Raw genomic sequence first — 22,524 nt, forward strand, 5'->3', positions numbered from 1 at the left:
ATCAAACGCTCCCAATCTGCGCCTGCAGTGCAGGCGTCAGGCGGTCGAGGAATAAAGTCACGGCGAGCAAATCGGCTGCACCGCCGGGTGAGGCACGAAGCCTCAACATGTCGTTATCGAGATCACGTAGCAGCCGTCGGCCATCAAGGCTGGCGCATCCGCCTGCCGCAATAACCGCCCGAGCTCCGCTCTGCATGCAGTCCAGCCCGGCCATGCCAGCCCGGTACAACACGCAGGTATCAGTCAGTTGAGTCATGATCGACAGAAGTGCATCAAGTCGTGAGTTCTGCTCGCCGGATTGCGCTTCGCGGCTGCGGTGCAATTGCGGCAAGCCGTGCTGCATTACAGCCGGGAACCCCAACTGCGCTTGCTCACGTGCGCCGGGCAAGCCATAGAGCCGGCAGACTTGGGCGCCATGACTCTCAGGCGCTGCTGGCATAGCGCGGTCATTGAGCATGGCTATTCGCGCGGCCCGCAGTGTTACTTCTGCAGCGCTTGTTGCTTGAGAGTCCAGCGCAGCACCCGCACACAAAAGCCCCAGCGCCCAAATAGCACCACGGTGGGTGTTAACCCCACGGGTGACGCGCAACATTTCGGCCTCAGCCTCACGCCCCAGGCGACCAAGCTCGTCGCGCAGCGATTGATTAACCGCCGATTGTTCAGCCGCCGCCTGAGCCATCTCTTTGAAGGCGGGCCACAAAGACAGCGCTGAAGCATGCATCAAGCCGCGATGCAGATCGTCGTGCGCACCATTGCCTCGGCGATCAACCAAGCCGGGTTTTGGCGAAAGATCGACTTCGTCTATAAGCACCTCCACCGCAAGGTCAGCCAGGCATTCGGCGACACTGAGCGTGGGCTGGTGTTGATTCTTCAATGCGCTCATCACCAACTCCTGAATTTGGCTGGCGGGTTGTAAAGGCCACCCGACCACTCCACGAGTTCACTGATACTCTTCGCCGCCAGCAGTTCGCGCGTGGCATCGGCGCGACGAATTCCCAAATCTTCGGGCAGGGCGATCAGGCCTTCGCGGCGCATACGCAGAGTATCTTTGGGGTCATGTCGCAGGCCGATGCTGGTCACACCGGCAACCGCCGCAATCATCGCGCGGCGTTCATCAATGGAGCGCGCCTTGTACAAATAGGCGATGCCTTCTTCGGTCAGCAGGTGAGTGACGTCATCGCCATAAATCATGACCGGCGCTAAAGGCATGCCACTTTTGCGCGCCACCTCGACAGCATCCAGCGTGTCGACAAATGTGGGCTTGCCTCCTTCCTGAAAGGTTTCCACCATCTGCACGACCAGCTTTTTGCCACGCTCAAGCATGGTCACTGGCTCGCCCGTGTCAGAACACATATCCAGCCAAGCCGGAGTCGCATGACGCCGACCGCGTGGGTCGTGGCCCATATTGGGCGCGCCACCAAAACCTGCGAGTCGCCCCTTGGTGACGGTTGACGAGTGCCCATCGCCATCGACTTGCAGTGTCGCGCCAATAAACAGGTCGACCGCATACTGGCCGGCCAACTGGCACATCATCCGGTTAGAGCGCATGGAGCCATCACGGCCGGTGAAGAACACATCGGGACGCATCGCTATGTAGTTTTCCATGCCTAACTCGGTACCGAAGCAATGCACGCTCTCGACCCAGCCGGTCTCAATCGCGGGAATCAATGTCGGATGCGGGTTGAGGGTCCAGTTTCGGCAGATTTTGCCCTTGAGACCGAGCTTCTCGCCGTAGGTTGGCAGAATCAGCTCAATGGCCGCCGTGTTAAAACCAATACCGTGATTCAGCGACTGCACGTTGTGCTTTTCGTAGATACCGCGAATTGCCATCATCGCCATCAACACATGCACGGGTTTGATGTGGCGAGGATCACGAGTAAACAGCGGTTCTATATAAAAGGGCTTATCGGCGACGACTACAAAATCGACCCATGAAGCTGGGATATCCACACGGGGCAATTCGCTGACATCATCTACCAGTTCGTTAACCTGAACGATCACAATGCCATCACTGAACGCCGTCGGTTCTACCAGAGCGGGTGTGTCTTCGGTGCTTGGCCCGGTGTAAATATTGCCCGCACGGTCGGCCTTGAAACCGGCCACCAGCGCAACATTTGGAATCAGGTCTACCAGCAGCCGCGAGTAAAGTTCGATGTAGGTATGGATTGCCCCGACTTCGAGCAAACCATCTTCCAGCAGTTGGCTGATACGAAGACTTTGTGGCCCCGCAAAAGAGAAATCGAGCTTGCGAGCGATGCCCCGTTCGAACAGATCCAGGTGCTCGGCGCGACTTACGCTTGGCATGATCATGTGCAAGTCATGCAAGCATTCTGGACTGGCCTTGGCCAGTGAACGTGAGAGAAAATCGGCCTGTTTCTGGTTGTTGCCTTCAAGCACCACGCGATCACCCGGAGCGATCAGCGCTTCAAGTGCCGCAACGATTTTATCGGTGGGTAGTACCACGCCGTCGGCGAGTGCACGAACCTTATCAAGACGCCGATTTTTTTCAGTGCGGCGGCGCGACCAGTTCGGCGGCGGGGATATTCTTGTTGTCATGATGACTCCACGTAGTGCCTTGTCGTGGTGTCACATTAGGTGGGTGCGACAATAGGTATCAATCAAGCAAAACGAGCAATCGTTACGATTAAAGTAATGATTGACTGCACCAGGCTGTGCCGACACACCTGCGGTTAACTAAGCGCCACGGACAAGGCATACTGACGCCCTGATTCTTACTGCCAGTTGACCGTATGCGCATCCACGTAACTTTCATTGACCGCGTTGGCATCACTCAGGAAGTGCTGGCACTGCTGGGTGGGCGCAACCTGAATCTGGATGCGGTCGAGATGGTGCCGCCCAACGTCTATATCGACGCGCCCACGCTGAGCGCCGCTGTGCTGGATGAGTTGCGTGATGCGCTGTTCAATGTACAGGGCGTTCAAGCCGTCACCATTGTCGATATTTTGCCGGGGCAACGTCGCCGTCTGCAGCTCGATGCGTTGCTCGCGGCGATGACAGACCCGGTTATGGCGGTCGATGGCGAAGGCCGGATTTTGTTGGCGAACCCGGCGCTGATTGCCTTGTGCGAACAGGAACCCGAAGGCCAATTACTCGCTGAGTTGTTTACCGACCCCGGAATACTGGATGCGCTGCTGGAGCAGAATTTTCGCCTGCCTTTGCGCGAAGTAACACTCAATAGCCACGCACTATTGCTCGATGCGATGCCGATCAGCGAGACCGCCGAGCCCAACCAGTTGCAGGTCGCTGGCGCGCTGTTGACGCTGTACGAGCCCAGCCGGATCGGCGCGCGCTTGTCGGCGCTGCACCACGACCATGCCGAGGGCTTTGACTCGCTGCTCGGCGACTCGGTACCGATTCGCACACTTAAAACCCGTGCTCAGCGCATTGCCACACTGGATGCGCCGCTGCTGATTCATGGCGAAACCGGAACCGGTAAAGAGCTGGTAGCCCGTGCATGTCATGCCAGCAGTGCCCGTCGCGACGAGCCGTTTCTGGCGCTCAACTGCGCTGCCCTGCCGGAGAATCTTGCCGAAAGCGAGCTGTTTGGTTACGCGCCAGGCGCGTTTACCGGCGCCCAGCGCGGCGGCAAGCCGGGCCTGCTTGAGCTGGCGAATCACGGCACGGTTTTTCTCGATGAAATCGGCGAGATGTCGCCTTATTTGCAGGCCAAGTTGTTGCGCTTCCTCAGCGACGGCACCTTTCGCCGGGTGGGCGGTGAGCGTGAGGTCAAGGTTGATGTGCGCATTCTCAGCGCCACACACCGCGACCTGGAACAAATGGTCAGTGAGGGCGGCTTCCGTGAAGACCTCTACTACCGGCTTAATGTGCTCAATCTGGAAGTGCCGCCGCTGCGCGAACGCGATCAGGATATTCTGCTGCTGGCCCGCCATTTCATGCGCCAGGCTTGCGCGCAGATCCAGCGTCCGGTCTGCCGTCTGGCGACTGAAACCTATCCGGCGCTGTTGAGCAATCGTTGGCCGGGAAATGTGCGCCAACTGCAGAACGTGATTTTCCGTGCGGCGGCGATTTGCGAAAGCAATCTGGTGCAGATAGACGACCTGGATATCGCCGGAACAGCCATTGCCCAGCAGCACAGTGACAACGAGATCGGCAGCCTCGATGCAGCGGTGGCCAGCTTCGAAAAAGCCTTGCTCGAAAAGCTCTACCCCAGCCACCCATCAAGCCGCCAGTTGGCCGCACGGCTGAGCGCATCGCACAGCGCAATCGCCATTCGCCTGCGCAAATACGGTATCGGCAAGAGCAACTAAAAACGGGCCATTCGGCCCGTTTTTAGTCAAACCAGTAATGCGCCGTCAGATGGCATACTTCTGCAAGTTGGCCATCATCTCTTTCAGTGCTTCGATGTTGTCAGCCGGATGCGCGGCGCCTTCAAAGTCGCAGATTTGCTGCCAGTGATCGGCTACATCTTCAGGGCTGAAACCTTCACGCGGATCAAAGCCTGCGCCCAGGCTGCGCTCCCAACGAACTTTGCCGATCCAGCCGCCACCCACTTCGAACAAACCCGAGGTATCGGTGCAGGCATTGCTGGCCAGATACACCACCAGCGGGCTAACCAGCTCCGGCTTGAGCTGTTCGAACACCTGCGGCGGAATCAAGCCTTCGGTCATGCGCGTACCACCCGTTGGCGCGATTGCGTTGACCATGATGTTGTTCTTGCGCCCTTCAATGGCGAGCGTGCGGGTCAAGCCATACAAACCCAACTTGGCCATGCCGTAGTTGGACTGGCCGAAGTTGCCGTAAATACCTGATGTGGATGCAGTGAAGATCACCCGGCCATAGCCCTGCTCACGCATATACGGCCAGGCGGCGCGGGTTACTTTATAAGCACCCTCGACATGGACCTTGTAGACCAGATCCCAGTCGGCATCTTCCATCTTGTGAAAGGTCTTGTCGCGCAGGATACCGGCATTGTTGACCACCACATCGATGCGACCGAACTCGGCAATGGCGTGGGCGACAATCTTGTCACCGTCGGTCACCGAGTCATGGTTGGCAATCGCAGTACCGCCCGCCGCGCGGATTTCCTCGACAACCTTGTCCGCCGCCGATGCATTGGCGCCTTCGCCATGCGTGCTGCCGCCCAAGTCGTTAACCACAACCTTGGCGCCGTGTTTGGCGAACAACAATGCGTGTGCCCGACCCAAGCCGCCGCCGGCGCCTGTAACGATAACTACTTGATCCTGAAAACTAACCGCTGCGCTCATGACAATACTCCGGGGCAATTTCAACAATGCGACGAGTTTCATTCAGCCGGTGGCAACTCACAACAAAGTCGCCCGCCGCTGAATAGTGCCCGATAAGGCAGCGGGATAACCACTGCCTTATCGGGCATGCGTTCACAATCCTTTAATTTGCGAACGCGCGACGGGGGTTTTCTTCCAGCCGGTCATGCAAGGCCAGAAAGTGCTCAAGCACCTGCTCGGGCGCCTCTGTTTGCGGGTAATGACCAATGCCCGGCAGCAAAACCGTGTCAGCATCTGGGATCAGTTGGCGATAACGGTTGAGCATATGCTCGCCCGATATCGGATCAACCGCGCCATCAATCAAACGCAATGGCACGCCCGGCGCTTGCATGGCTGCCAGCCAGCGATCCCGGTGCACCTTGCGCTCGGGCATGTAGCGAATCAGCCGATGCATGATGCCGGGGCCATCGCTCTGGCTGATCAGGGTCCAGAAGTCGTCCAGCTCGGCGGCTGTTGGCTGGGTGTTGGCACCAAATATTCTGGCGAAACTCTTGTCCAGGGCGCTCTTCGAGAACAGCTTACCGAACAACGCGCCGAGCGGGCTGAGCAAGAGTTTCTGCACCAGCACCGGATGATGGGTTTCAGGAAACAGCCCGCCATTGAGGAATACGCAACTGGCCAGCGCACAGTTGCCGGCCACGTGACGCGCCAGCAACTCCTGCGCCACGCTGTCGCCGTAATCATGGGCGAGAATATGCACAGGCTGGCTGACTTGCAGATGCGCCAGCAATGCCTGCTGCAAATCTGCCTGTTCGAGCAGGCTGTATGCATGGCCACGCGGCTTGGCGGAGTCGCCGAAGCCGAGCATGTCGCAGGCGATCACACGGAATCGCTGCGCCAGCGGCTGCCACAAATAGTGCCAGTCCCAGCTTGCCGTCGGGAAACCATGGATCAGCAGCAACGGCTCAAGACTCAAGTCGTTGCTGCTCTGCCAATAGGCAATGGTGTGACCCTTAAAGCTGAAGTGCTGCGCCTGAGAGCGCCAATCACTCAGCGCAATCCCTGCCAGAGCCATTAGTTGGCGTAGCCCGGCATTTGCTGATCGAGTTTACGCAGCAGAGCGGGCCAGGCCAGCGTGCCGCCCATACCTTGCGCGCTTTTCATCACGCCGGCGATCATCGCCTTGGCGCCATCGAGGATTTGCTGCGGGATGTGGATCAGTTCGCCACCGCCGCTTTGCGCCATGATCTGCGCTTCGCAGGCGCGCTGCAGGGTGAACATCATCAGGAAGGTGTCGGCGATAGTTGCCGAAGCCGTGAGCAAGCCGTGGTTGGGCAGGATCATGAAGTTCTTGTCGCCCAAATCCGCCTGCAAGCGCGCCTTTTCTTCATGATGCAAAGCCACGCCTTCGTAGCCGTGATAAGCCAGACTCGACAGCACGAACAGCGACTGCTGAGACAACGGCAACAAACCTTGCTTCTGCGCCGAAACGGCAATTCCTGCGGGGGTGTGGATATGCACCACACAGCCTACATCGTGACGCACTTCGTGCACGGCGCTGTGGATGGTGTAGCCCGCTGGGTTGATCTCATACGGGCTGTCCATCAGCTTTTTGCCGCTGATGTCGATTTTCACCAGGCTGGAGGCGGTTATTTCATGAAACATCAAACCGAACGGGTTGATTAAAAACTCATCAACACCGGGAATCTTCGCCGAAATGTGGGTGAAAATCAGGTCGTCCCAACCGTACAGCGCAATCAGCCGGTAACACGCGGCGAGGTCTACGCGGGTTTGCCATTCAGCGGCAGACACCTGATCTTTGATATTCACTTCGGGAATAGCTTGGGCAGCAGTCATCGCGGTCACCTCGGTACTGTGAGTAATTGTTATCAGTACTCTGGAGTCTAGCGACTGCTGCGCCGATGCCTAGTTGCCCAAGCAGCCAGCTTAATGACCTTGCGGGTCACATCACGCAGGCTTTGCTTGGGCAATACAATTATCAGGCCGTAAGCAAGGCGATGAACTCGGCCAACCACGGCTCGGCATCGGTCTCGGGGGTTACGCTTTCGCTGGAGTCCAGCCGTAGCATTGGCAGCGCCTCTTTAATGCCCAACTCGGCATAGAGTTCGCGAACCAGTTCGCCGCCGCCGCAGAAGGTGTCGCCATAACTCGAATCGCCGAGTGCGATCACCCCGCCAGGCAAACCAGACCACGCTGGCAGGTGGTCGCGAATAGCGTAATAAAGTGGCTGCAGGTTATCCGGCAGTTCACCCATGCCGGTGGTTGAGGTCACACACAGAAACGCCTGCGGATTAAACGCCTGAATCTCGCTTAAAGTGGCACGCGGGTTGTGCCATGCGTCCAGACCTGCGGCCTGCAGCAACTTGGCCGCATGGCGAGCAACTTCCTCTGCGGTGCCATAGACTGAACCGGAGAAGATCGCGACTTTCATAGAAACAGCTCCAAACATTAGGTAATTGATGATTATTATGCCGTAACTGGACTCTTCAGCCGGATATTTTAGAATTAGGCAATAAGCCTTGAGAGCAGACACATGATCAGCGCCAAACTGTTACAACTGGTAATAAATGCATCGAACGACGGAATTGTCGTCGCCGAACAAGAAGGCGAAGACAATATTCTGATTTACGCTAACGCTGCGTTCGAAAAGCTCACCGGTTACAGCGCTGATGAAATCCTCTATCAGGATTGCCGCTTCCTGCAGGCAGGCGACCGCGATCAGGCGGGCCTGGACATGATCCGTGAGGCCGTGAGAAAGCGCGAACCTTGCCGTCAGATCATTCGCAATTATCGAAAAGATGGCACTCCGTTCTGGAATGAGCTGTCAATCACACCCGTATTCAACGAGCATGATCAACTGACCTACTTCATCGGAATTCAGAAGAACGTCACAGAACATGTACATGCTCTGGAGCGCGTGAAGCAACTTGAAAAACAGTTGTCTACACTTCAAGCGCAATTGGAGGAGGCTAAAACACAGTCCTAGATCGAACTAAGACTCTGTTCTGCTGTCAGAGGTTTACCCACGCGTGCAGTTACGAGTTCAATCATGCAAGAGCAAGCCATTCTTACCAAGGCCGAGATGGCGTTTATCAAGCGCCTGTACAAACCGGCCAAACCGGTAGATCAAGCCCCTAAAGAAATTTTGGTGGATGCTGACGGCCCGCTTAAGACGCTTCTTGCAGCCTATGCGAACACGGCGCATCTCACGATTGAAGCCCACTTCGAAGGTCAGCGCCTGACCTTCACCCCGCAACTGGTTGAAGACGACCAGCATGTACAGCACCTGGAACTGGGCACACCGCAGATTTTTGATGACACCAACTCAACTCGCTCCTGGCGCTTGCCATTGACCCCAGCCGTCGAGCTGAGGCTAAGCAATGGCAAACCCAGTGGATTGCTGGTGCATGAAATCTCCATGCACGGCCTGCTGGTAGAGCAACGGCATAAACGCACGGCTCCGAAAACCTTGAACAAGTTGCTGCCATTGCCTGGCGATAAACCAATCGCCATTCACGCGACCCGAGTGCGCTCTACCAAAAAAGGCATGCACGCCTACAGCCTTGAGCAGCTCGACCATGTGAGCAAGGAGCGCTTGCAGCAATACATCTACGAGAAACACCGCGAACTCTTCCCTCAGGCCCATCAGGTCTGAGCGATCCGCAGATACAACAAACCCGCCTGCTTGGCGGGTTTGTTGTATCTGTAAGGCATGAATCCTTACCATCGAATAAAAAACCGGCCACTCATAGTGTTGCCTCGGAGTCGCCGGGTTGCGCAGCCTGTTAGCGTACTTGCAGTGCGTTATACGGATTGCTGCAGCGCCAAAACATGTACAAATAATAGTGTTTGCATAACATCTGTACAGCTATTTCCGCCGAACGGTCGAACGACTCCAGCGAAATCAGGTTGCTCCGATCACGCTAAGCAGATTTTTTGAGAGTAAGGCTGATCAGGTATCCAGATGCCCGGCCAGAAACTGCTGCAAACGGCGCTGCATCAAACGCCCTTCACTTCCCAGGCAAGCGATTGGGCTGCCAACCAAACTGTCGCTGGCCAAGTCGGCACCATCGCCGGCAAACGCCAAGGGGCAATTGATACCCAACGCCAGACGCTTGAGGGTTGCAGGCAAATCATCAGCCGGCGGTTGGTTGCTGAACACCACCACGCCACGCGGCCGGGTTTTCTCGCAGATCAGCGTCAGCTCTTTCAGCGGCTGCCCCAAACCAAGCGCAGTCACGCCGAAGTCACCACCGCTGAGCAACAAGCTAGCCACAAGCAATTCAAGCTCGCGGCAGGCACCTGGCAGCGCAACCAGAAGGACTTTAGCGTTGTATTGACCTTGCGTCAGATGAGCACGTTGCAGGGTTCTGGCACGCAGAAAACCATCGAGAAACAACCACTCACTGGTCTGCCCGAACTGGTCCTGATTGAGCAGAAGCTCTTGCCAGACCGGCATGAACACGTCCTGGAACACGACAGGCAGTGGGTAAGTGGAAAATACCTGGCCGTAAAGCCGGTCGAGTGCGGGCTCATCGAAATGGCTCACGGCCTGGCGCAGTTGCGCTTGCCATTGTTCCCACTCAGTCGCCGTAATCTGCTCATAGCCTTTGCTGCTGGCGGCTTTGACGGCGGTGGTTTTAGCCAGAATCTTGCCGACCTTGCTCACCGTCACACCGCGCTCGATCCACGCCAGAATACTGCGGACCGATTCGATATCCGCCAGCGAATACAGGCGGTGACCGCTGTCGGTGCGCACCGGCTGGATCAAACCATAACGTCGCTCCCAGGCCCGCAGCGTGACCGGATTGACACCGGTCAGGCGACATACTTCGCGGATTGGGAATAGCTCCTCTTCCTTGAGGGCAGTCGATGTAAGGGATGGCGCATCCACAATATCGGTCATGACTGAGGCATTCGCTTTTGATGATCTGAGCATTGTAACTCAGCTATTACCGGCATACCTTGTACAAAACATGTACAAGGAGATGATCATGGCCAATTCCCCCTCCTGGCCCCTGACGCTTTACTACGCTGGCGACTGCCCGCTGTGCGCCAGAGAGATCAACCTGCTCAAGCAAAAAGCTGATCCCGCCAAGTTGTTGTTCATTGACATCAACGACGCGCAATTCGATGCCAATGCGCTGGGCCTGAGCCAGCAAAGCATGGAAGACCTGTTGCACGCCCGTTTCGCCGACGGCCAATGGGTCAAAGGCGTCGATGCGACCTATTGGAGTTGGTGCGCCGCCGGGCTGGGCCGTTGGGTGGCAATAATACGCTGGAAAGCCATGAGGCCGCTGATTGAGTTCGGCTACTGCCTGTTCTGCCTCATGCGCCCGCATCTGGCTTGGCTACCGCACCCGAATGGTGCAAAACGCTGCGATTTAGCCAACGCCGACAACCGTAAGCCTCGCTGCGAAGATTGATCTGGCTAATTCTGCAAAAAACGGAATAATCCTTGCCTGTCTTTTACCAGCGCTCATTACCCCGAGCGCGGTAATGCACGCCTACACCCTTGGCGCGCACTCAGGCTTAATGGAGATACACAATGTCTGCACAACCCGTCACCCTGATGGTGGCGCGCCGTGTTGCTAACGGCCGCTATCACGACCTAATCGCCTGGCTGCATGAAGGCGAACATCTGGCGACTGACTTTCCTGGCTATCTGGGCTCCGGCGTTCTTGCCCCGCCTCCAGGCGATGACGAATTTCAAATAATCTTCCGCTTCGCTGATGAGCAAACGCTCGCCTCATGGGAGCACTCGGCCTCTCGCCAAGCTTGGCTGTCGCGCGGGGCAGGCTTGTTTGCCCAGCCAACCGAACAGCGCGCCACAGGAATTACCTCATGGTTTGGCCCGGCCAACAAACAGCCTCCGCGCTGGAAGCAAAGCGTGGCCATTTGGCTGGCGTTCTTCCCTGTCTCGCTGGCCTTCAATCTGCTGTTTGGCGGCCTGCTGGCAGACTTCCCGCTGATTACCCGCGTGTTGCTCAGCACTCTCGCGCTGACGCCGCTGATGACCTATTTGTTCATTCCGCTGTCGACGCGCCTGCTCGCGCCCTGGCTGCAGGCGCATACAGTAACCCGTCCGCAAGCGGGCATTGCGTCGAGCGCTGCAAAATTGCGCTGAAATAATCGCCGCCCTACTGTCGCGAGGTATTTGCCGCCCTGGCAAATACCTCGCACAGAGCTGCTGAAACGTATGTCTGCCCAAGCGGCCGCGCCGATGTCATCGCGGCCGACAGCGCCTCTTAAATCGCTCGCAACTTCCGACAGACACGGTTCAGCAGGCAACTGTTGCCAATTAAACGGTTGAGCCGTTCGACGCTCACTGGCATGAGAACATCGAAAGACACCAAGCCCGGCTATTCAGCGCAGCTGCAATCTTCGACAGCAAACGATGCGAAACCTATACATAAAAAAACCATGTACAAATAATGAGAGTGGCGAATGTAAGCCATTAAGGCCTAACAGCGCTGCATACACCTGAAATTTAGGCAAAATAGACCCTAGCTCAAAACTATCCCGCCACAAATCCTTGTACAACTGTTGCAGTTGGTATAACTTTAATCACAGCTTTCCGAGCGCCATAGCATCAGCAGCGTGCCACGCCACTTTAACAATCGAGTAGATGATGACTGCTAACCGTGCCCCCATCCTGATCACCGGCGCTACTCAGCGAGTCGGCCTGTACTGCGCTGAGCGTCTGCTCGATGAAGGGCAACCCGTGATCATCACTTACCGCTCCGGGCATGAAAGCCTCGCGCGACTACGCGAGCGTGGCGCCATCGCTTTGCACGCCGACTTCAACTCGGAATCGTCGATTCTTGAGTTCATTGCGACACTCAAGCAACACACTGACTCTCTGCGGGCGATTGTCCATAACGCCTCGATGTGGCGCAAAGAAGAACCCGGCAATGAGGCCGAGGCGTTCAGCCAGATGTTCACCGTGCACATGCTTGCGCCCTACCTGATCAACCTGCACTGCGCCGACTTGCTGCGCAAATCTACGCCTGCCGACATTATTCACATCAGTGACGATGTCACCCGCAAAGGCAGCGCCAATCGTCCGGCCTACTGCGCCAGCAAGGCGGGGTTGGAGAATCTGACGTTGTCATTTGCCGCAAGCCTGGCGCCGGACATCAAGGTCAACTGCATTGCCCCCGCACTCATCATGTTCAATCCCGGGGACAGTGAGGAATATCGCAAGAAAACCCTGAACAAATCCGTAATGGCCATCGAGCCCGGCCCGCAGGTGATCTACCAGAGCCTGCGCTATCTGCTCGACAGCCCTTATACAACCGGCACAACCCTCACTGTAAACGGCGGCCGCCACCTTAAATAAGGCGCTCCGCGAGGACTCTTGAAATGACTGACCTGTTAACCGGCAACTACCGCGAAATTTTGCTCGGCGTCGGCGAAAACCCTGAACGTGAGGGCTTGCTCGACACCCCAAAACGCGCCGCCAAAGCCATGCAGTATTTGTGTCACGGCTACCAGCAGAGCCTGGAGGAAGTTGTGAACGGCGCACTGTTCGCGTCGGACAACGACGAGATGGTGATCGTCAAGGATGTCGAGTTGTATTCACTCTGCGAGCATCACCTGCTGCCCTTTATCGGCAAAGCCCATGTGGCTTATATTCCGACCGGCAAGGTGCTGGGTTTGTCAAAAATTGCGCGCATAGTCGATATGTACGCAAGACGTCTGCAGATTCAGGAAAACCTCACACGCCAGATTGCCGAGGCAATTCAGCAGGTCACCAACGCCGCCGGTGTAGCGGTGGTGATTGAAGCGAAGCACATGTGCATGATGATGCGCGGCGTCGAGAAGCAGAACTCAGTGATGAATACCTCAGTGATGCTCGGCGCCTTCCGCGAATCGTGCAACACTCGTCACGAATTTCTGCAATTGATTGGACGGAGCAACTAAGCATGCCGCGACTGGAACCCGGGATGGCCCGCATCCGCGTCAAGGATCTGCGCCTGCGCACTTTCATTGGTATCAAGGAAGAGGAGATCAACAACAAGCAGGACGTGTTGATCAACCTGACCATTCTGTATCCGGCGGTCGAGGCGGTGCGTGACAACGATATTGACCACGCCCTCAACTACCGCACCATTACCAAAGCGATCATCCAGCACGTGGAAGGCAATCGCTTTGCGCTGCTCGAACGCCTGACTCAGGAAGTTCTCGATCTGGTGATGGCCAATCAGGCAGTGCGTTACGCCGAGGTTGAAGTGGACAAGCCGCATGCGCTGCGCTTCGCCGAATCGGTGTCGATAACCCTGGCCGCCCATCGCTAAAAAAAATCACAGAGAAACTGCTGCGCTTGGGATTACTGCGTTGGAACCCGACTAAAAATGCTCATTTACTCGATGTAAATTGCGCTTTTGAATCGCGTTCCGCCTTGTACTCCCTACGCTCGCGACGTTTCTCTGCGATTTTTCCTCCGCAGGAGGAACAGGGCGCGGCTGGGTTAGAAGCGTTAGATCACAAGATATCTCGCTTGCTCGATGTAAATTGCGCTTTTGAGTCGCTTTCCGCCTTGTACTCCCTGCGCTCGCGACGTTTCTCTGTGATTTTTCCTCCACAGGAGGAACAGGGCGCGACTGGGTTAAAAGCACTGGAGCAGAACTAAAAACACTTATTGACTCGATGTAAATTGCGCTTTTGAGTCGCGTTCCGCCTTGTACTCCCTGCTCTCGCGACGTTTCTCTGCGATTTTTCCTCCGCAGGAGGAACAGGGCGCGACTGCGTTAAAAGCGTTAGATCAGAAGATATCTCGCTTGCTCGATGTAAATTGCGCTTTTGAGTCGCGCTGCGCCTTGTACTCCCTGCGCTCGCGACGTTTCTCTGCGATTTTTCCTCCACAGGAGGAACAGGGCGCGACTGGGTTAAAAGCGCTAGATCAGAAGATATCTCACAACTCGGATATGGACTGCGTAACCGTTTACTTGCTTCTTCTTGGTTAGCTGATGCAAGGCATTGCTGTCTGCCGAGGAGGCTTTTATCATCGCCTCAGCACATCCCGCTGTTTTTTGAGAGCCTGCATATGACCGAGCAAGAACGCCTCGAACTCGAAGCTGCTGCCTTCCGTAGCCTGGTACAACACCTGCGCAGTCGCCCGGATGTACAAAATATCGACCTGATGAACATGGCCGGTTTCTGTCGTAATTGCCTGTCTAAGTGGTACAAGGCGGCGGGTGATGACCTTGGACTGGATGTGACGCCGGATCAGGCACGTGAAGAGATTTACGGCATGCCGTACGCGGTGTGGAAAGAGAAGTATCAGAAGGAAGCGTCTGCCGATCAGAAGGCCGCTTTCAAACAGCAAACCGGTAAAAGCGAGTAACAATGACCGCGTTGAATGATTTTCGTGCACGCCTGCAAAGCGATGACTTCATGTTTGCAGACACCCTGCAATTCATTGCTGAGCATTACACCTATCAACCCAGCGCCTTTACCAACGGCGCGGTTGAAAATGCTGCCGGGCAAAATGAAGGCTCGTGCAAAACCCTCGGCATGGCTGTGCTTGAAAAGTTTTCTGATGAAGAAGCGCTCAAGTGCTTTGGCGAGCATTATCGCAGCGTGGTTGCCACTCCAGATGGCAGCGACCACGGCAATATCCGTGCATTGATGGCCACAGGCTTGGCCGGCGTATCGTTCAGCCAGCAATCGATCACGCGCAACGCCTGATCGCCGAGTGCAAGCGCAAGCCCGACAACGCCGGGGCTTGCGCATCTGCCTCAGATGCTATCGAGATAACGCTCGACATCCAGCGCCGCCATACAGCCGGCACCTGCCGAGGTAATCGCCTGACGGTAAACGTGATCGGCAACATCACCAGCGGCAAACACGCCCGCGACGCTGGTTGCTGTTGCATTGCCATCGCGTCCGCCATTGACCACCAGATAACCATCTTTCAGCGCCAACTGGCCCTCGAACAATGAGGTGTTGGGCGTGTGCCCGATGGCCACAAACAGGCCGTCCACTTTCAGCTCGCCATGGCTGCCATCGTTGTTGAGCAAGCGCACGCCTGTTACGCCCATGTCATCACCCAGCACCTGATCCACCTGTGCGTTGAGGCGTAACTCGATCTTGCCCTCGGCGATTCGCGCCTGCAGTTTGTCCTGGAGGATTTTTTCGGCGCGGAAGGTTTCGCGGCGATGCACCAGCGTCACCTTGCTGGCGATATTAGCCAGATACAACGCCTCTTCGACCGCCGTGTTGCCGCCACCAACTACAGCGACCTCGCGGTTGCGGTAGAAGAATCCATCGCAGGTGGCGCAGGCAGAAACCCCTTTGCCCATGAACAACTCTTCACTCGGCAAACCCAGATAGCGAGCACTCGCGCCGGTCGCGATAATCAGCGAGTCGCAACTGTAGGTAGCGCTGTCGCCAACCAGGGTAAACGGTGCACCAGCCAGATCGACGGCGTTGATATGGTCGAAAACAATTTCGGTCTCGAACCGTTCGGCGTGTTCTTGCATGCGCTGCATCAAGGCCGGGCCGGTCAAGCCGTGCACGTCACCGGGCCAGTTGTCGACCTCGGTAGTGGTGGTCAATTGGCCGCCAGCCTGCATGCCGGTAATCAGCAAGGGCTTGAGATTGGCCCGGGCGGCGTAGACAGCAGCGCTATAACCGGCAGGGCCGGAGCCGAGGATAATCACACGGGCATGACGTTGTACGGACATTGCTAGCTCCTGCCGACGCATTGTCGGCGCGATAAAAGCGGATTTACCCAATACCCGGGACAAGGTAGCCACGGTAAATCCGAAACGGTTGGAATGCTGCGCAGACTACGCAGGCAATCACAGGCGGGGAAATACCGATTACCAATGCGTCAGATAGGCATTGGCTATCAGGTAATTTGTGACGAAAATTCAGCGCCAACCCTTCACGGCGGCCCTTTCCACCCGCCACTAAAGCCGGTAAGGTCGCGCCTGTAAGTACCCTTGGAGAATGCTATGCCCGCCCCCGTGCTTTCTGGCCCGCAATACCTGAGCGAAGGTTTCAGGCTGATCATGCGCCCCGGCTTGCGCCTGTTCGTGCTGCTGCCACTGACCATCAACGTGATTCTGTTTATCGCGCTGGTCGGTTTTGCTATTCAGCAATTCAGTGGCTGGGTAGAAACATTCATCCCCAACCTGCCGAGCTGGCTGAGCTTTCTTGAGTATGTGCTCTGGCCCCTGTTTGGCGCCCTGGTTGTGCTGATGGTGTTCTTCACCTTCACCATGCTCGCCAATATGATTGCCGCGCCGTTTAACGGTTTTCTCTCGGAGAAAGTCGAAATCGTGGTGCGCGGAGAAGACAACTTCCCGCCTTTCAGCTGGACCGAGTTCATGGCAATGGTGCCGCGCACTATTGGCCGCGAGTTGCGCAAGCTGGGCTATTTTCTGCCGCGCGCGATCGGCCTGTTCATCCTTTCATTCATTCCGGTAATCAACCTGGTTGCTGCGCCACTGTGGCTGCTGTTCGGTATCTGGATGATGGCCATCCAATACATCGACTACCCGGCGGACAACAACAAAATGAGCTGGCAGGACATGCTCGCCTGGCTGCGTGAAAAGCGTTGGCAGTCCCTTGGGTTTGGCGGCATCACTTATGTGGCCTTGCTGGTACCGGTGGTCAATCTGGTGATGATGCCGGCAGCGGTTGCCGGAGCAACGCTGTTCTGGGTGCGCGAACGCGGCGATGCCGTTGTCACGGTAAAGCAACCATAACGTCATATCGGCTACATGGCAGCAGCCGACACTGCTGTCATGAGCACACCCTCCCTGTACATCTCACTGATCAGCGAAACCTTTGCACCGGAAACCAACGGCGTCGCCAATACGCTTGGCCATTTGGTTGAGGGGCTGCGCCTGCGCGGGCACCGGGTACAACTTGTACGCCCAAGGCAGGCAACCGATGAAGGCGCTTCGCAAGATGAACAACTGGTGCTGACCCGTGGCTGGCCGCTGCCGGGTTATCCCGGCTTGCAGTGGGGCCAGTCGGCGTTGCACAAGTTGCTCAATCGCTGGCGCAAACAACGCCCCGATGTGCTTTACATCGCCACCGAGGGCTTGCTGGGTTTGTCCGCCTTGCGTGCTGCCCGGCGTTTGCAGATCCCGGTTGTCAGCGGCTTTCACACCAACTTCCATCACTACGCGGCGCACTATGGCGCAGGCTTGCTGACTCAGGCGTTGATCCTTTATCTGCGCTGGTTTCATAACCGTTCGCAGCTGACGTTGGTGCCTTGCAATGGCCAAAAAACCGAGTTGCTGCGGCACAGTTTCGAGCGCATCGAGTTAATGGCGCGTGGGGTCGACGGGCAGTTGTTCAATCCCGCCAGACGCTGCGCCTTGTTACGCCAATCCTGGGGCGTGGATGAAGACTCGATTGCGGTGATGTACGTGGGCAGAATGGCCCCCGAGAAAAACCTCGGACTGCTGGAGACGGCGTTCACTCAACTCCAAACACGCTTTGCCCATTTACGTTTGAAACTGGTGATAGTCGGCGATGGCCCGCTCCGCCCTGCCCTGCAGCAACAACTGCCCGATGCAATGTTTTGCGGTATGCAACAGGGCGAAGCGTTAGCCAGTCACTACGCCAGTGCAGATCTGTTTCTGTTTCCCAGCGTGTCGGAAACCTTCGGCAATGTAGTGCTCGAAGCGCTGGCGTCAGGCTTGGGTGTGGTCGCGTTTGATCGTGCGGGCGCCGCGCAGCACATTCGCCACGGTTACAACGGCGCGCTGGCCATACCTGGCGATGAACAGAGCTTTATCGACGCGGCGTGCTGGCTGCTGGAAGCCCCGGAAAATTTGCGCAAAACTCGCCTCAACGCGCGCAAACATGCCGCGCGTCAGGGCTGGGAGACTATTACCGGGCAGTTCGAGTCGCACCTGCGCAGCGCCATGCAGGCGGCTGATCCAGTACCCGCTGGCCAAACCCAGCGCTGAAACGACAAGCCCCGAATAATCGGGGCTTGTGGATACGTGCTAACGAGCGGGTTTAAACCAGACTCATCAACGCATCGCGGCTGAAGGGCAGAATATCCTGATTGCGGCCTTCGCGGACCTTGATCAGCCAATCCGGATCAACCAGCAGCGCGCGGCCGACGGCGACCAGATCAAACTCCTGATTATTCAGGCGGGTCAGCAGGTCATCCAGGCTGGCCGGCTGGGCTACCTTGTCGGTCTTGACCATGAACTGCATAAACTCGCCATCGAGCCCGACGCTGCCGACGGTGATCGTAGGCTTGCCGGTCAACTGACGGGTCCAGCCGGCGAGATTGAGGTCTGAGCCTTCGAACTCCGGCTCCCAGAAACGGCGAGTCGAGCAATGGAAAATGTCCACACCGGCATCCGCCAGCGGCTTGAGGAATGCGCCCAATTCTTCTGGGGTCTGCACCAGACGCGCGGTGTAATCCTGCTGCTTCCACTGCGAAAAACGCAGAATGATCGGGAAGCCCGGCCCTACGGCGGCACGCATCGACTTGATCAACTCGATAGCAAAACGCGAGCGCTGAGCCAGATCACCACCGTAACCATCGGTGCGCTGGTTGCTGGTTTCCCAGAAGAACTGGTCGATCAGATAACCGTGCGCGCCATGGATTTCCACGCCATCCATGCCGATACGCTGCGCATCGACAGCGGCCTGAGTGAAGGCCTGAATGACATCATCAATGTCTTCCTGAGTCATGCCGTGAACCACGACATTGCCGTCTTTGACCTTCTCGCTCGGGCCGTAACCCGGAACGCTGGCGTCCGGCTCGGTACCGGCGCGACGGATGCTGCCGACGTGCCAGAGTTGCGGGACAATCTTGCCGCCTTCAGCGTGCACAGCCTCGACCACTTTCTGCCAGCCTGCCAGTGCATCTTCGCCAAAGAAGCGCGGCACATTGGGATAACCGTTGGCGGCTTTGTGGCCGACGGTTGTGCCTTCGGTGATGATCAGGCCAACACCCGAAGCAGCGCGGCGACGGTAGTATTCGATGACTTTGCTGTTGGGCACGCCGCCCGGTGAAAACGAGCGTGTCATTGGCGCCATGACCACGCGGCTCGGCAGCTCCAGAGCGCCGAGCGAGAAAGGTTGAAACAGTGCATTTACCGGGGCGTTCATAATTACTCCTGCAGCCATTGTGGCTCGTTCAAGGTCTATAAATTCAGGATTGCAGCAACAGCCGCAAGCGATGAGTGAAGGCCGCTAGTGCCTCTGTACTGGCAGAAACTTTGAGCCGGGTTAACGCCCCTTGCCAGGCGTTGGTGATAAACATGGCCAGGTTGGCGCAGTCTTCATCCGCGCCGATTTCGCCCATCTGCTGCGCCTCTTCAAGGCAGGCTTGGAGAATCTCGGCGGAGCGTTGAAAAATCTGCTCAACCTGCTGGCCGATCGAGGGCGCAAGCTCGGCCATCTCAAAGCCGAGACTGGCGATGAAGCAGTGATACTCAAGCTTCTCCTGCGCAGCGAAATGCTCAACCAGGTCTTGGTAATAATCGAGAATGCGGGTGCGCGGGGTCTGTTCGGCATTGGCCAGCGCCAATGCATAGCGCTGCAAGCGCGGCGCGTACAGGTATTCCAACGCCTGCTGGGCGAAGTCTTCCTTGCTGGCGAAATAGTGATAGAAGGAGCCTTTGGGCACCCCCGCAGCCTGGACGATTTCCTGCACGCCGGCACCGTGATAACCCCGGCGGGTCATCACCTCAGTACCTTTGGCGAGGATAAGGTCGCGCTTGTCGAGACGTATTGAGCGATTCATGTCGCGCACAATATGACCGGTCGTCTCGGTTTCCCAGCACTATTGATTATAGTGATTAACTATCCAACAGCAGACGCCCAGTGCAGCCACGCGGGAGTAGCAGAAAGCGTCGTCGCTACAGCCAGGTCACGTGCTGCTCAAGCGGGAAACGCAGGCGCGGGTTATACACGCCCTTCTCGCCTTGCTTACCGACTGCCAGCAGCATTATCGGCAGCGCTTCACGCGGGATATCCAGCGTTTTGCGCAGGCGCACCTCGTCAAAGCCTTCCATGGGACACGTTGCATAGCCATGACTTTGAAAGGCCAGCATCAGGTTCTGCGCCGCGAGCGCCGTCGACTTGACCGCCCAGATGCGCATCTGTGCCTTGCTGTTCGGGGTTCTCATCAACGGTTTGCGCAAAGCGGCAATGCGCAGCATCTGCCGCTTGCAGAAACCGAGTATCCCCAACGCACCCTGGTTGTATTGAAACGGTGCGGTCTTGCGATAGAAGTGACGAATACGTCCCGGTACTTCTGGCTCTGGCCAGTACTCAATAATATTTTCACACGCCTGGCGCCATGTATCCGGTCGCGCCAACACGGCAATGATCAATGGCGCCTTGGCAGCGTTCTGGCTCATGCAAACCGGATGCAGACGCGCGAGCAATTGCGGGTCGCGAATGACCTGAAAGCTCCACGGTTGCAGATTGCAGGAATTGGGCGCCAGCACGGCCATTTGCAGACAGTCCCGGATCAACTCATCGGGAACCGGCTCGGAGTTGAAACGACGGACCGAGCGGCGACTTTCAATCAGCGCACGCAGCGCCTCGGGCGATGCTGATGTTACGGGTTCTTCGCTCATCACAAGCTCCTCGGCGATTGCACCGATTAAGCCGTGATCATGGCGTTCGGACAAGCCATGTCGCCGTTGTGCCCGCTGAGTTGGCATAACTGGCGCATTGATGCAGGTGAGTTAAGCGAGGTGGATTGATTGCCTGCCCGCTAACGAGCCGGCAATCGTTTATCCGCTGGGCGATTTAGCCTGTTGCCAGCTTGCAAGCTAGCCGAGAGACTTCTCGATGGCGGCAATCAGAGCCGGATCATCAGGTGTTGTGCGCGGCGAGAAACGCGCCAGAACGCGGCCATCCTGACCGACCAGAAACTTCTCGAAATTCCAGGTGATATCGCCAGGAAACTCGGCGCCCTCGCCCGCCAGCAGGCGGTACAACGGATGGCGACCCGCCCCGTTAACATCCATCTTGCTGCCCAATGGAAACGTCACGCCGTATTGCGTGGTGCAGAACTCGCGAATCTGTTCTTCGCTGTCCGGCTCCTGCCCGGCAAATTGATTGCACGGCAAACCCAACACCGTAAAGCCTTGCTCGCGGTAGGTTTGATACAGCTGCTCAAGCCCGCTGTATTGCGGGGTAAGCCCGCATTTCGAGGCGACGTTAACAACCAGCACGACTTGGCCTTTAAAAGGGGCCAGCGGTAAATCCTGACCGTCCAGTGCTCGCAAATTAATGTCGTGGAAGGCACTCATTCATCAACTCCAGGAGAGCGTTTGCGGGGTACGGCAGAGGGCAAAAAGGCGCCATAAGGCGCCTTTGGTTTACTCATATTAGCAGTGCTGGGCGCAGATGACAGAACCATAAGTCGCCTTGAGAACGTCGGTCATTATCGCGTCCTGTCGAGCCACGCATTCAAGCGTCGCGCAACTGCGATAAACACACGCCCAGCCTGCTTTGAGTAATTAGTGCTGGTGACCACCTTCGCCGTGGATGTGGCCGTGAGCCACTTCTTCTTCACTGGCGTCACGCACGTTTACAACTTTAACTTTGAAGTTCAGACGCTGGCCAGCCAATGGGTGGTTGCCGTCGACGATTACGTCGTCGCCATCCAGCTCACGGATAGTCACGATCTGCATGCCGCCATCAGGACCCGAGGCGTGAAACTGCATGCCGACTTCCAGCTCGTCGACGCCTTCGAACATCGAACGGTTGAGAGTAGCGACCAATTCAGCGCTATATTCACCGTAAGCATCTTCTGGCTCAACGGAGACATCCAGCTCGTCGCCAGCTTGTTTGCCCAGCAGGGCTTTTTCCAGACCAGCAATGATGTTACCGGCACCGTGCAGGTAGGCAAGCGGAGCACCGCCAGCCGAGCTGTCGATAACCTCACCGGCATCATTGGTCAGGGTATAGTCGATAGAGACAGCTTTATTGGCAGCGATCAGCATGGGGCGAGACCTTTTGCAGAAGTTTAAAGAACGGACAAGTTTAACCAAGCCAACGCCCGAAAGCGAACCCACCGCTGACAGACGGAAAGATAGTACAAGCTCTCACGTGCTTGACTTTCGTCAGGACGAGCACGGTGATTGGGTGGCAGTCTTGTCATGTGGCCACACTCAGCACTTGCGTCATCAACCGCCATGGCAGAACCGGGCATGGGTACTGGATGCGCAATTGCGGCAACGCCATATTGGCCAACCATTTGCCTGTGGCTGGTGTGCAAGCGAGACTGCTGCTGAAAAGCGATAGTCATTTACCCGGTGGCTTTAAG

26 protein-coding genes are annotated in these 22,524 nt (G+C 56.9%); 13 read left to right on the forward strand and 13 right to left on the reverse strand.

All coding sequences use genetic code 11. The annotated features are described in order from the left end of the window. Window position 1: 1 nt before the first annotated feature. Complete coding sequence (locus tag BM395_RS20045) at window positions 2–883, reverse strand: triphosphoribosyl-dephospho-CoA synthase (protein ID WP_090515142.1); 882 nt, start codon at window positions 881–883, stop codon at window positions 2–4. Further along, window positions 883–2,556, reverse strand: coding sequence for a malonate decarboxylase subunit alpha (mdcA, locus tag BM395_RS20050; RefSeq protein ID WP_069902105.1), 1,674 nt, complete (start codon window positions 2,554–2,556; stop codon window positions 883–885). Before mdcA ends, BM395_RS20045 begins: the two co-directional genes overlap by 1 nt. 194 nt (window positions 2,557–2,750) lie before the next feature. On the opposite strand from mdcA, the gene BM395_RS20055 reads away from it, so the two are divergent. Further along, window positions 2,751–4,289, forward strand: a complete 1,539-nt coding sequence (locus BM395_RS20055) for a sigma-54-dependent transcriptional regulator (protein ID WP_090515144.1) — start codon at window positions 2,751–2,753, stop codon at window positions 4,287–4,289. 45 nt (window positions 4,290–4,334) lie between these two features. Here the strand turns inward: BM395_RS20055 and BM395_RS20060 are convergent, their stop codons facing one another. The 4 genes from BM395_RS20060 to BM395_RS20075 all read right to left on the reverse strand — a co-directional run bounded on the left by BM395_RS20060 (window position 4,335) and on the right by BM395_RS20075 (window position 7,677). Next, the gene (locus BM395_RS20060; protein WP_069902103.1) at window positions 4,335–5,246 is read right to left on the reverse strand and encodes an SDR family oxidoreductase; all 912 of its coding nucleotides are present in this window, start codon (window positions 5,244–5,246) and stop codon (window positions 4,335–4,337) included. A gap of 142 nt (window positions 5,247–5,388) precedes the next feature. Beyond that, window positions 5,389–6,300 carry an alpha/beta fold hydrolase gene (locus tag BM395_RS20065; protein WP_090515146.1) on the reverse strand — a complete coding sequence of 304 codons (912 nt, stop codon included), beginning with the start codon at window positions 6,298–6,300 and terminating at the stop codon, window positions 5,389–5,391. Further along, entirely contained in the window at window positions 6,300–7,082 is a 783-nt protein-coding gene (locus BM395_RS20070) for a class II aldolase/adducin family protein (RefSeq protein ID WP_090515147.1), read from the reverse strand. The genes BM395_RS20065 and BM395_RS20070 overlap by 1 nt, the downstream gene beginning before the upstream one ends. Window positions 7,083–7,224: 142 nt before the next feature. Further along, window positions 7,225–7,677: a flavodoxin gene (locus BM395_RS20075; protein WP_090515149.1), complete on the reverse strand. Its 453-nt coding sequence runs from the start codon at window positions 7,675–7,677 to the stop codon at window positions 7,225–7,227. A 102-nt stretch (window positions 7,678–7,779) separates the two neighbouring features. Between BM395_RS20075 and BM395_RS20080 the strand changes: the two genes are divergently transcribed. Both BM395_RS20080 and BM395_RS20085 read left to right on the forward strand, forming a co-directional pair. Continuing rightward, entirely contained in the window at window positions 7,780–8,232 is a 453-nt protein-coding gene (locus tag BM395_RS20080) for a PAS domain-containing protein (RefSeq protein ID WP_090515151.1), read from the forward strand. Window positions 8,233–8,295: 63 nt separating this feature from the next. Then, window positions 8,296–8,901: a PilZ domain-containing protein gene (locus BM395_RS20085; protein WP_090515154.1), complete on the forward strand. Its 606-nt coding sequence runs from the start codon at window positions 8,296–8,298 to the stop codon at window positions 8,899–8,901. A 297-nt stretch (window positions 8,902–9,198) separates the two neighbouring features. Here BM395_RS20085 and BM395_RS20090 read toward each other — a convergent pair whose 3' ends face one another. After that, a complete protein-coding gene (locus tag BM395_RS20090; protein ID WP_090515156.1) occupies window positions 9,199–10,152 on the reverse strand; it encodes a MerR family transcriptional regulator in 954 nt (317 codons plus the stop codon). A gap of 88 nt (window positions 10,153–10,240) precedes the next feature. Here BM395_RS20090 and BM395_RS20095 point away from each other — a divergent pair, with 88 nt between their 5' ends. The 7 genes from BM395_RS20095 to BM395_RS20125 all read left to right on the forward strand — a co-directional run bounded on the left by BM395_RS20095 (window position 10,241) and on the right by BM395_RS20125 (window position 14,939). After that, a complete protein-coding gene (locus BM395_RS20095) occupies window positions 10,241–10,672 on the forward strand; it encodes a thiol-disulfide oxidoreductase DCC family protein (protein WP_244529022.1) in 432 nt (143 codons plus the stop codon). Window positions 10,673–10,794: 122 nt separating this feature from the next. Further along, window positions 10,795–11,373 carry a putative antibiotic biosynthesis monooxygenase gene (locus BM395_RS20100; RefSeq protein WP_090515158.1) on the forward strand — a complete coding sequence of 193 codons (579 nt, stop codon included), beginning with the start codon at window positions 10,795–10,797 and terminating at the stop codon, window positions 11,371–11,373. Between the two features lie 504 nt (window positions 11,374–11,877). Beyond that, window positions 11,878–12,588, forward strand: coding sequence for a dihydromonapterin reductase (folM, locus tag BM395_RS20105; protein ID WP_090515229.1), 711 nt, complete (start codon window positions 11,878–11,880; stop codon window positions 12,586–12,588). Between the two features lie 23 nt (window positions 12,589–12,611). Then, complete coding sequence (folE, locus tag BM395_RS20110) at window positions 12,612–13,172, forward strand: GTP cyclohydrolase I FolE (protein WP_069902094.1); 561 nt, start codon at window positions 12,612–12,614, stop codon at window positions 13,170–13,172. A 2-nt stretch (window positions 13,173–13,174) separates the two neighbouring features. Further along, the gene (gene folX / locus BM395_RS20115) at window positions 13,175–13,546 is read left to right on the forward strand and encodes a dihydroneopterin triphosphate 2'-epimerase (protein ID WP_069902093.1); all 372 of its coding nucleotides are present in this window, start codon (window positions 13,175–13,177) and stop codon (window positions 13,544–13,546) included. A gap of 749 nt (window positions 13,547–14,295) precedes the next feature. Then, window positions 14,296–14,595 (forward strand): DUF1244 domain-containing protein, encoded by a 300-nt coding sequence (locus tag BM395_RS20120; protein WP_069902092.1) that lies wholly within the window; start codon window positions 14,296–14,298, stop codon window positions 14,593–14,595. Between the two features lie 2 nt (window positions 14,596–14,597). Then, on the forward strand, window positions 14,598–14,939 hold the full coding sequence (locus BM395_RS20125) for a HopJ type III effector protein (RefSeq protein WP_069902091.1): 342 nt from the start codon (window positions 14,598–14,600) through the stop codon (window positions 14,937–14,939). A gap of 50 nt (window positions 14,940–14,989) precedes the next feature. On the opposite strand, the gene trxB is transcribed toward BM395_RS20125, so the two are convergent. After that, window positions 14,990–15,937, reverse strand: a complete 948-nt coding sequence (gene trxB, locus BM395_RS20130) for a thioredoxin-disulfide reductase (protein ID WP_090515160.1) — start codon at window positions 15,935–15,937, stop codon at window positions 14,990–14,992. 273 nt (window positions 15,938–16,210) lie between these two features. Between trxB and cysZ the strand changes: the two genes are divergently transcribed. Together cysZ and BM395_RS20140 are read left to right on the forward strand one after the other, a co-directional pair. Then, complete coding sequence (cysZ, locus tag BM395_RS20135) at window positions 16,211–16,966, forward strand: sulfate transporter CysZ (protein WP_090515163.1); 756 nt, start codon at window positions 16,211–16,213, stop codon at window positions 16,964–16,966. A gap of 15 nt (window positions 16,967–16,981) precedes the next feature. Next, a complete protein-coding gene (locus tag BM395_RS20140; RefSeq protein WP_090515165.1) occupies window positions 16,982–18,184 on the forward strand; it encodes a glycosyltransferase family 4 protein in 1,203 nt (400 codons plus the stop codon). A 52-nt stretch (window positions 18,185–18,236) separates the two neighbouring features. On the opposite strand, the gene BM395_RS20145 is transcribed toward BM395_RS20140, so the two are convergent. The 5 genes from BM395_RS20145 to BM395_RS20165 all read right to left on the reverse strand — a co-directional run bounded on the left by BM395_RS20145 (window position 18,237) and on the right by BM395_RS20165 (window position 22,201). Next, the gene (locus tag BM395_RS20145) at window positions 18,237–19,346 is read right to left on the reverse strand and encodes an NADH:flavin oxidoreductase (protein ID WP_090515167.1); all 1,110 of its coding nucleotides are present in this window, start codon (window positions 19,344–19,346) and stop codon (window positions 18,237–18,239) included. 43 nt (window positions 19,347–19,389) lie between these two features. Then, window positions 19,390–19,983, reverse strand: a complete 594-nt coding sequence (locus tag BM395_RS20150; RefSeq protein ID WP_090515169.1) for a TetR/AcrR family transcriptional regulator — start codon at window positions 19,981–19,983, stop codon at window positions 19,390–19,392. Window positions 19,984–20,098: 115 nt separating this feature from the next. Next, window positions 20,099–20,824, reverse strand: a complete 726-nt coding sequence (locus BM395_RS20155) for a nitroreductase family protein (RefSeq protein WP_090515171.1) — start codon at window positions 20,822–20,824, stop codon at window positions 20,099–20,101. A gap of 198 nt (window positions 20,825–21,022) precedes the next feature. Beyond that, window positions 21,023–21,505, reverse strand: a complete 483-nt coding sequence (locus BM395_RS20160) for a glutathione peroxidase (protein ID WP_069902085.1) — start codon at window positions 21,503–21,505, stop codon at window positions 21,023–21,025. 210 nt (window positions 21,506–21,715) lie between these two features. Further along, window positions 21,716–22,201 (reverse strand): FKBP-type peptidyl-prolyl cis-trans isomerase, encoded by a 486-nt coding sequence (locus BM395_RS20165; RefSeq protein ID WP_069902084.1) that lies wholly within the window; start codon window positions 22,199–22,201, stop codon window positions 21,716–21,718. On the opposite strand from BM395_RS20165, the gene BM395_RS20170 reads away from it, so the two are divergent. Continuing rightward, the gene (locus tag BM395_RS20170) at window positions 22,170–22,502 is read left to right on the forward strand and encodes a DUF3565 domain-containing protein (RefSeq protein WP_075723387.1); all 333 of its coding nucleotides are present in this window, start codon (window positions 22,170–22,172) and stop codon (window positions 22,500–22,502) included. The genes BM395_RS20165 and BM395_RS20170 overlap by 32 nt on opposite strands. Window positions 22,503–22,524: the final 22 nt, after the last annotated feature.

The organism is Pseudomonas marincola (assembly GCF_900116605.1).
Taxonomy (GTDB): Bacteria; Pseudomonadota; Gammaproteobacteria; order Pseudomonadales; family Pseudomonadaceae; genus Aquipseudomonas; species Aquipseudomonas marincola.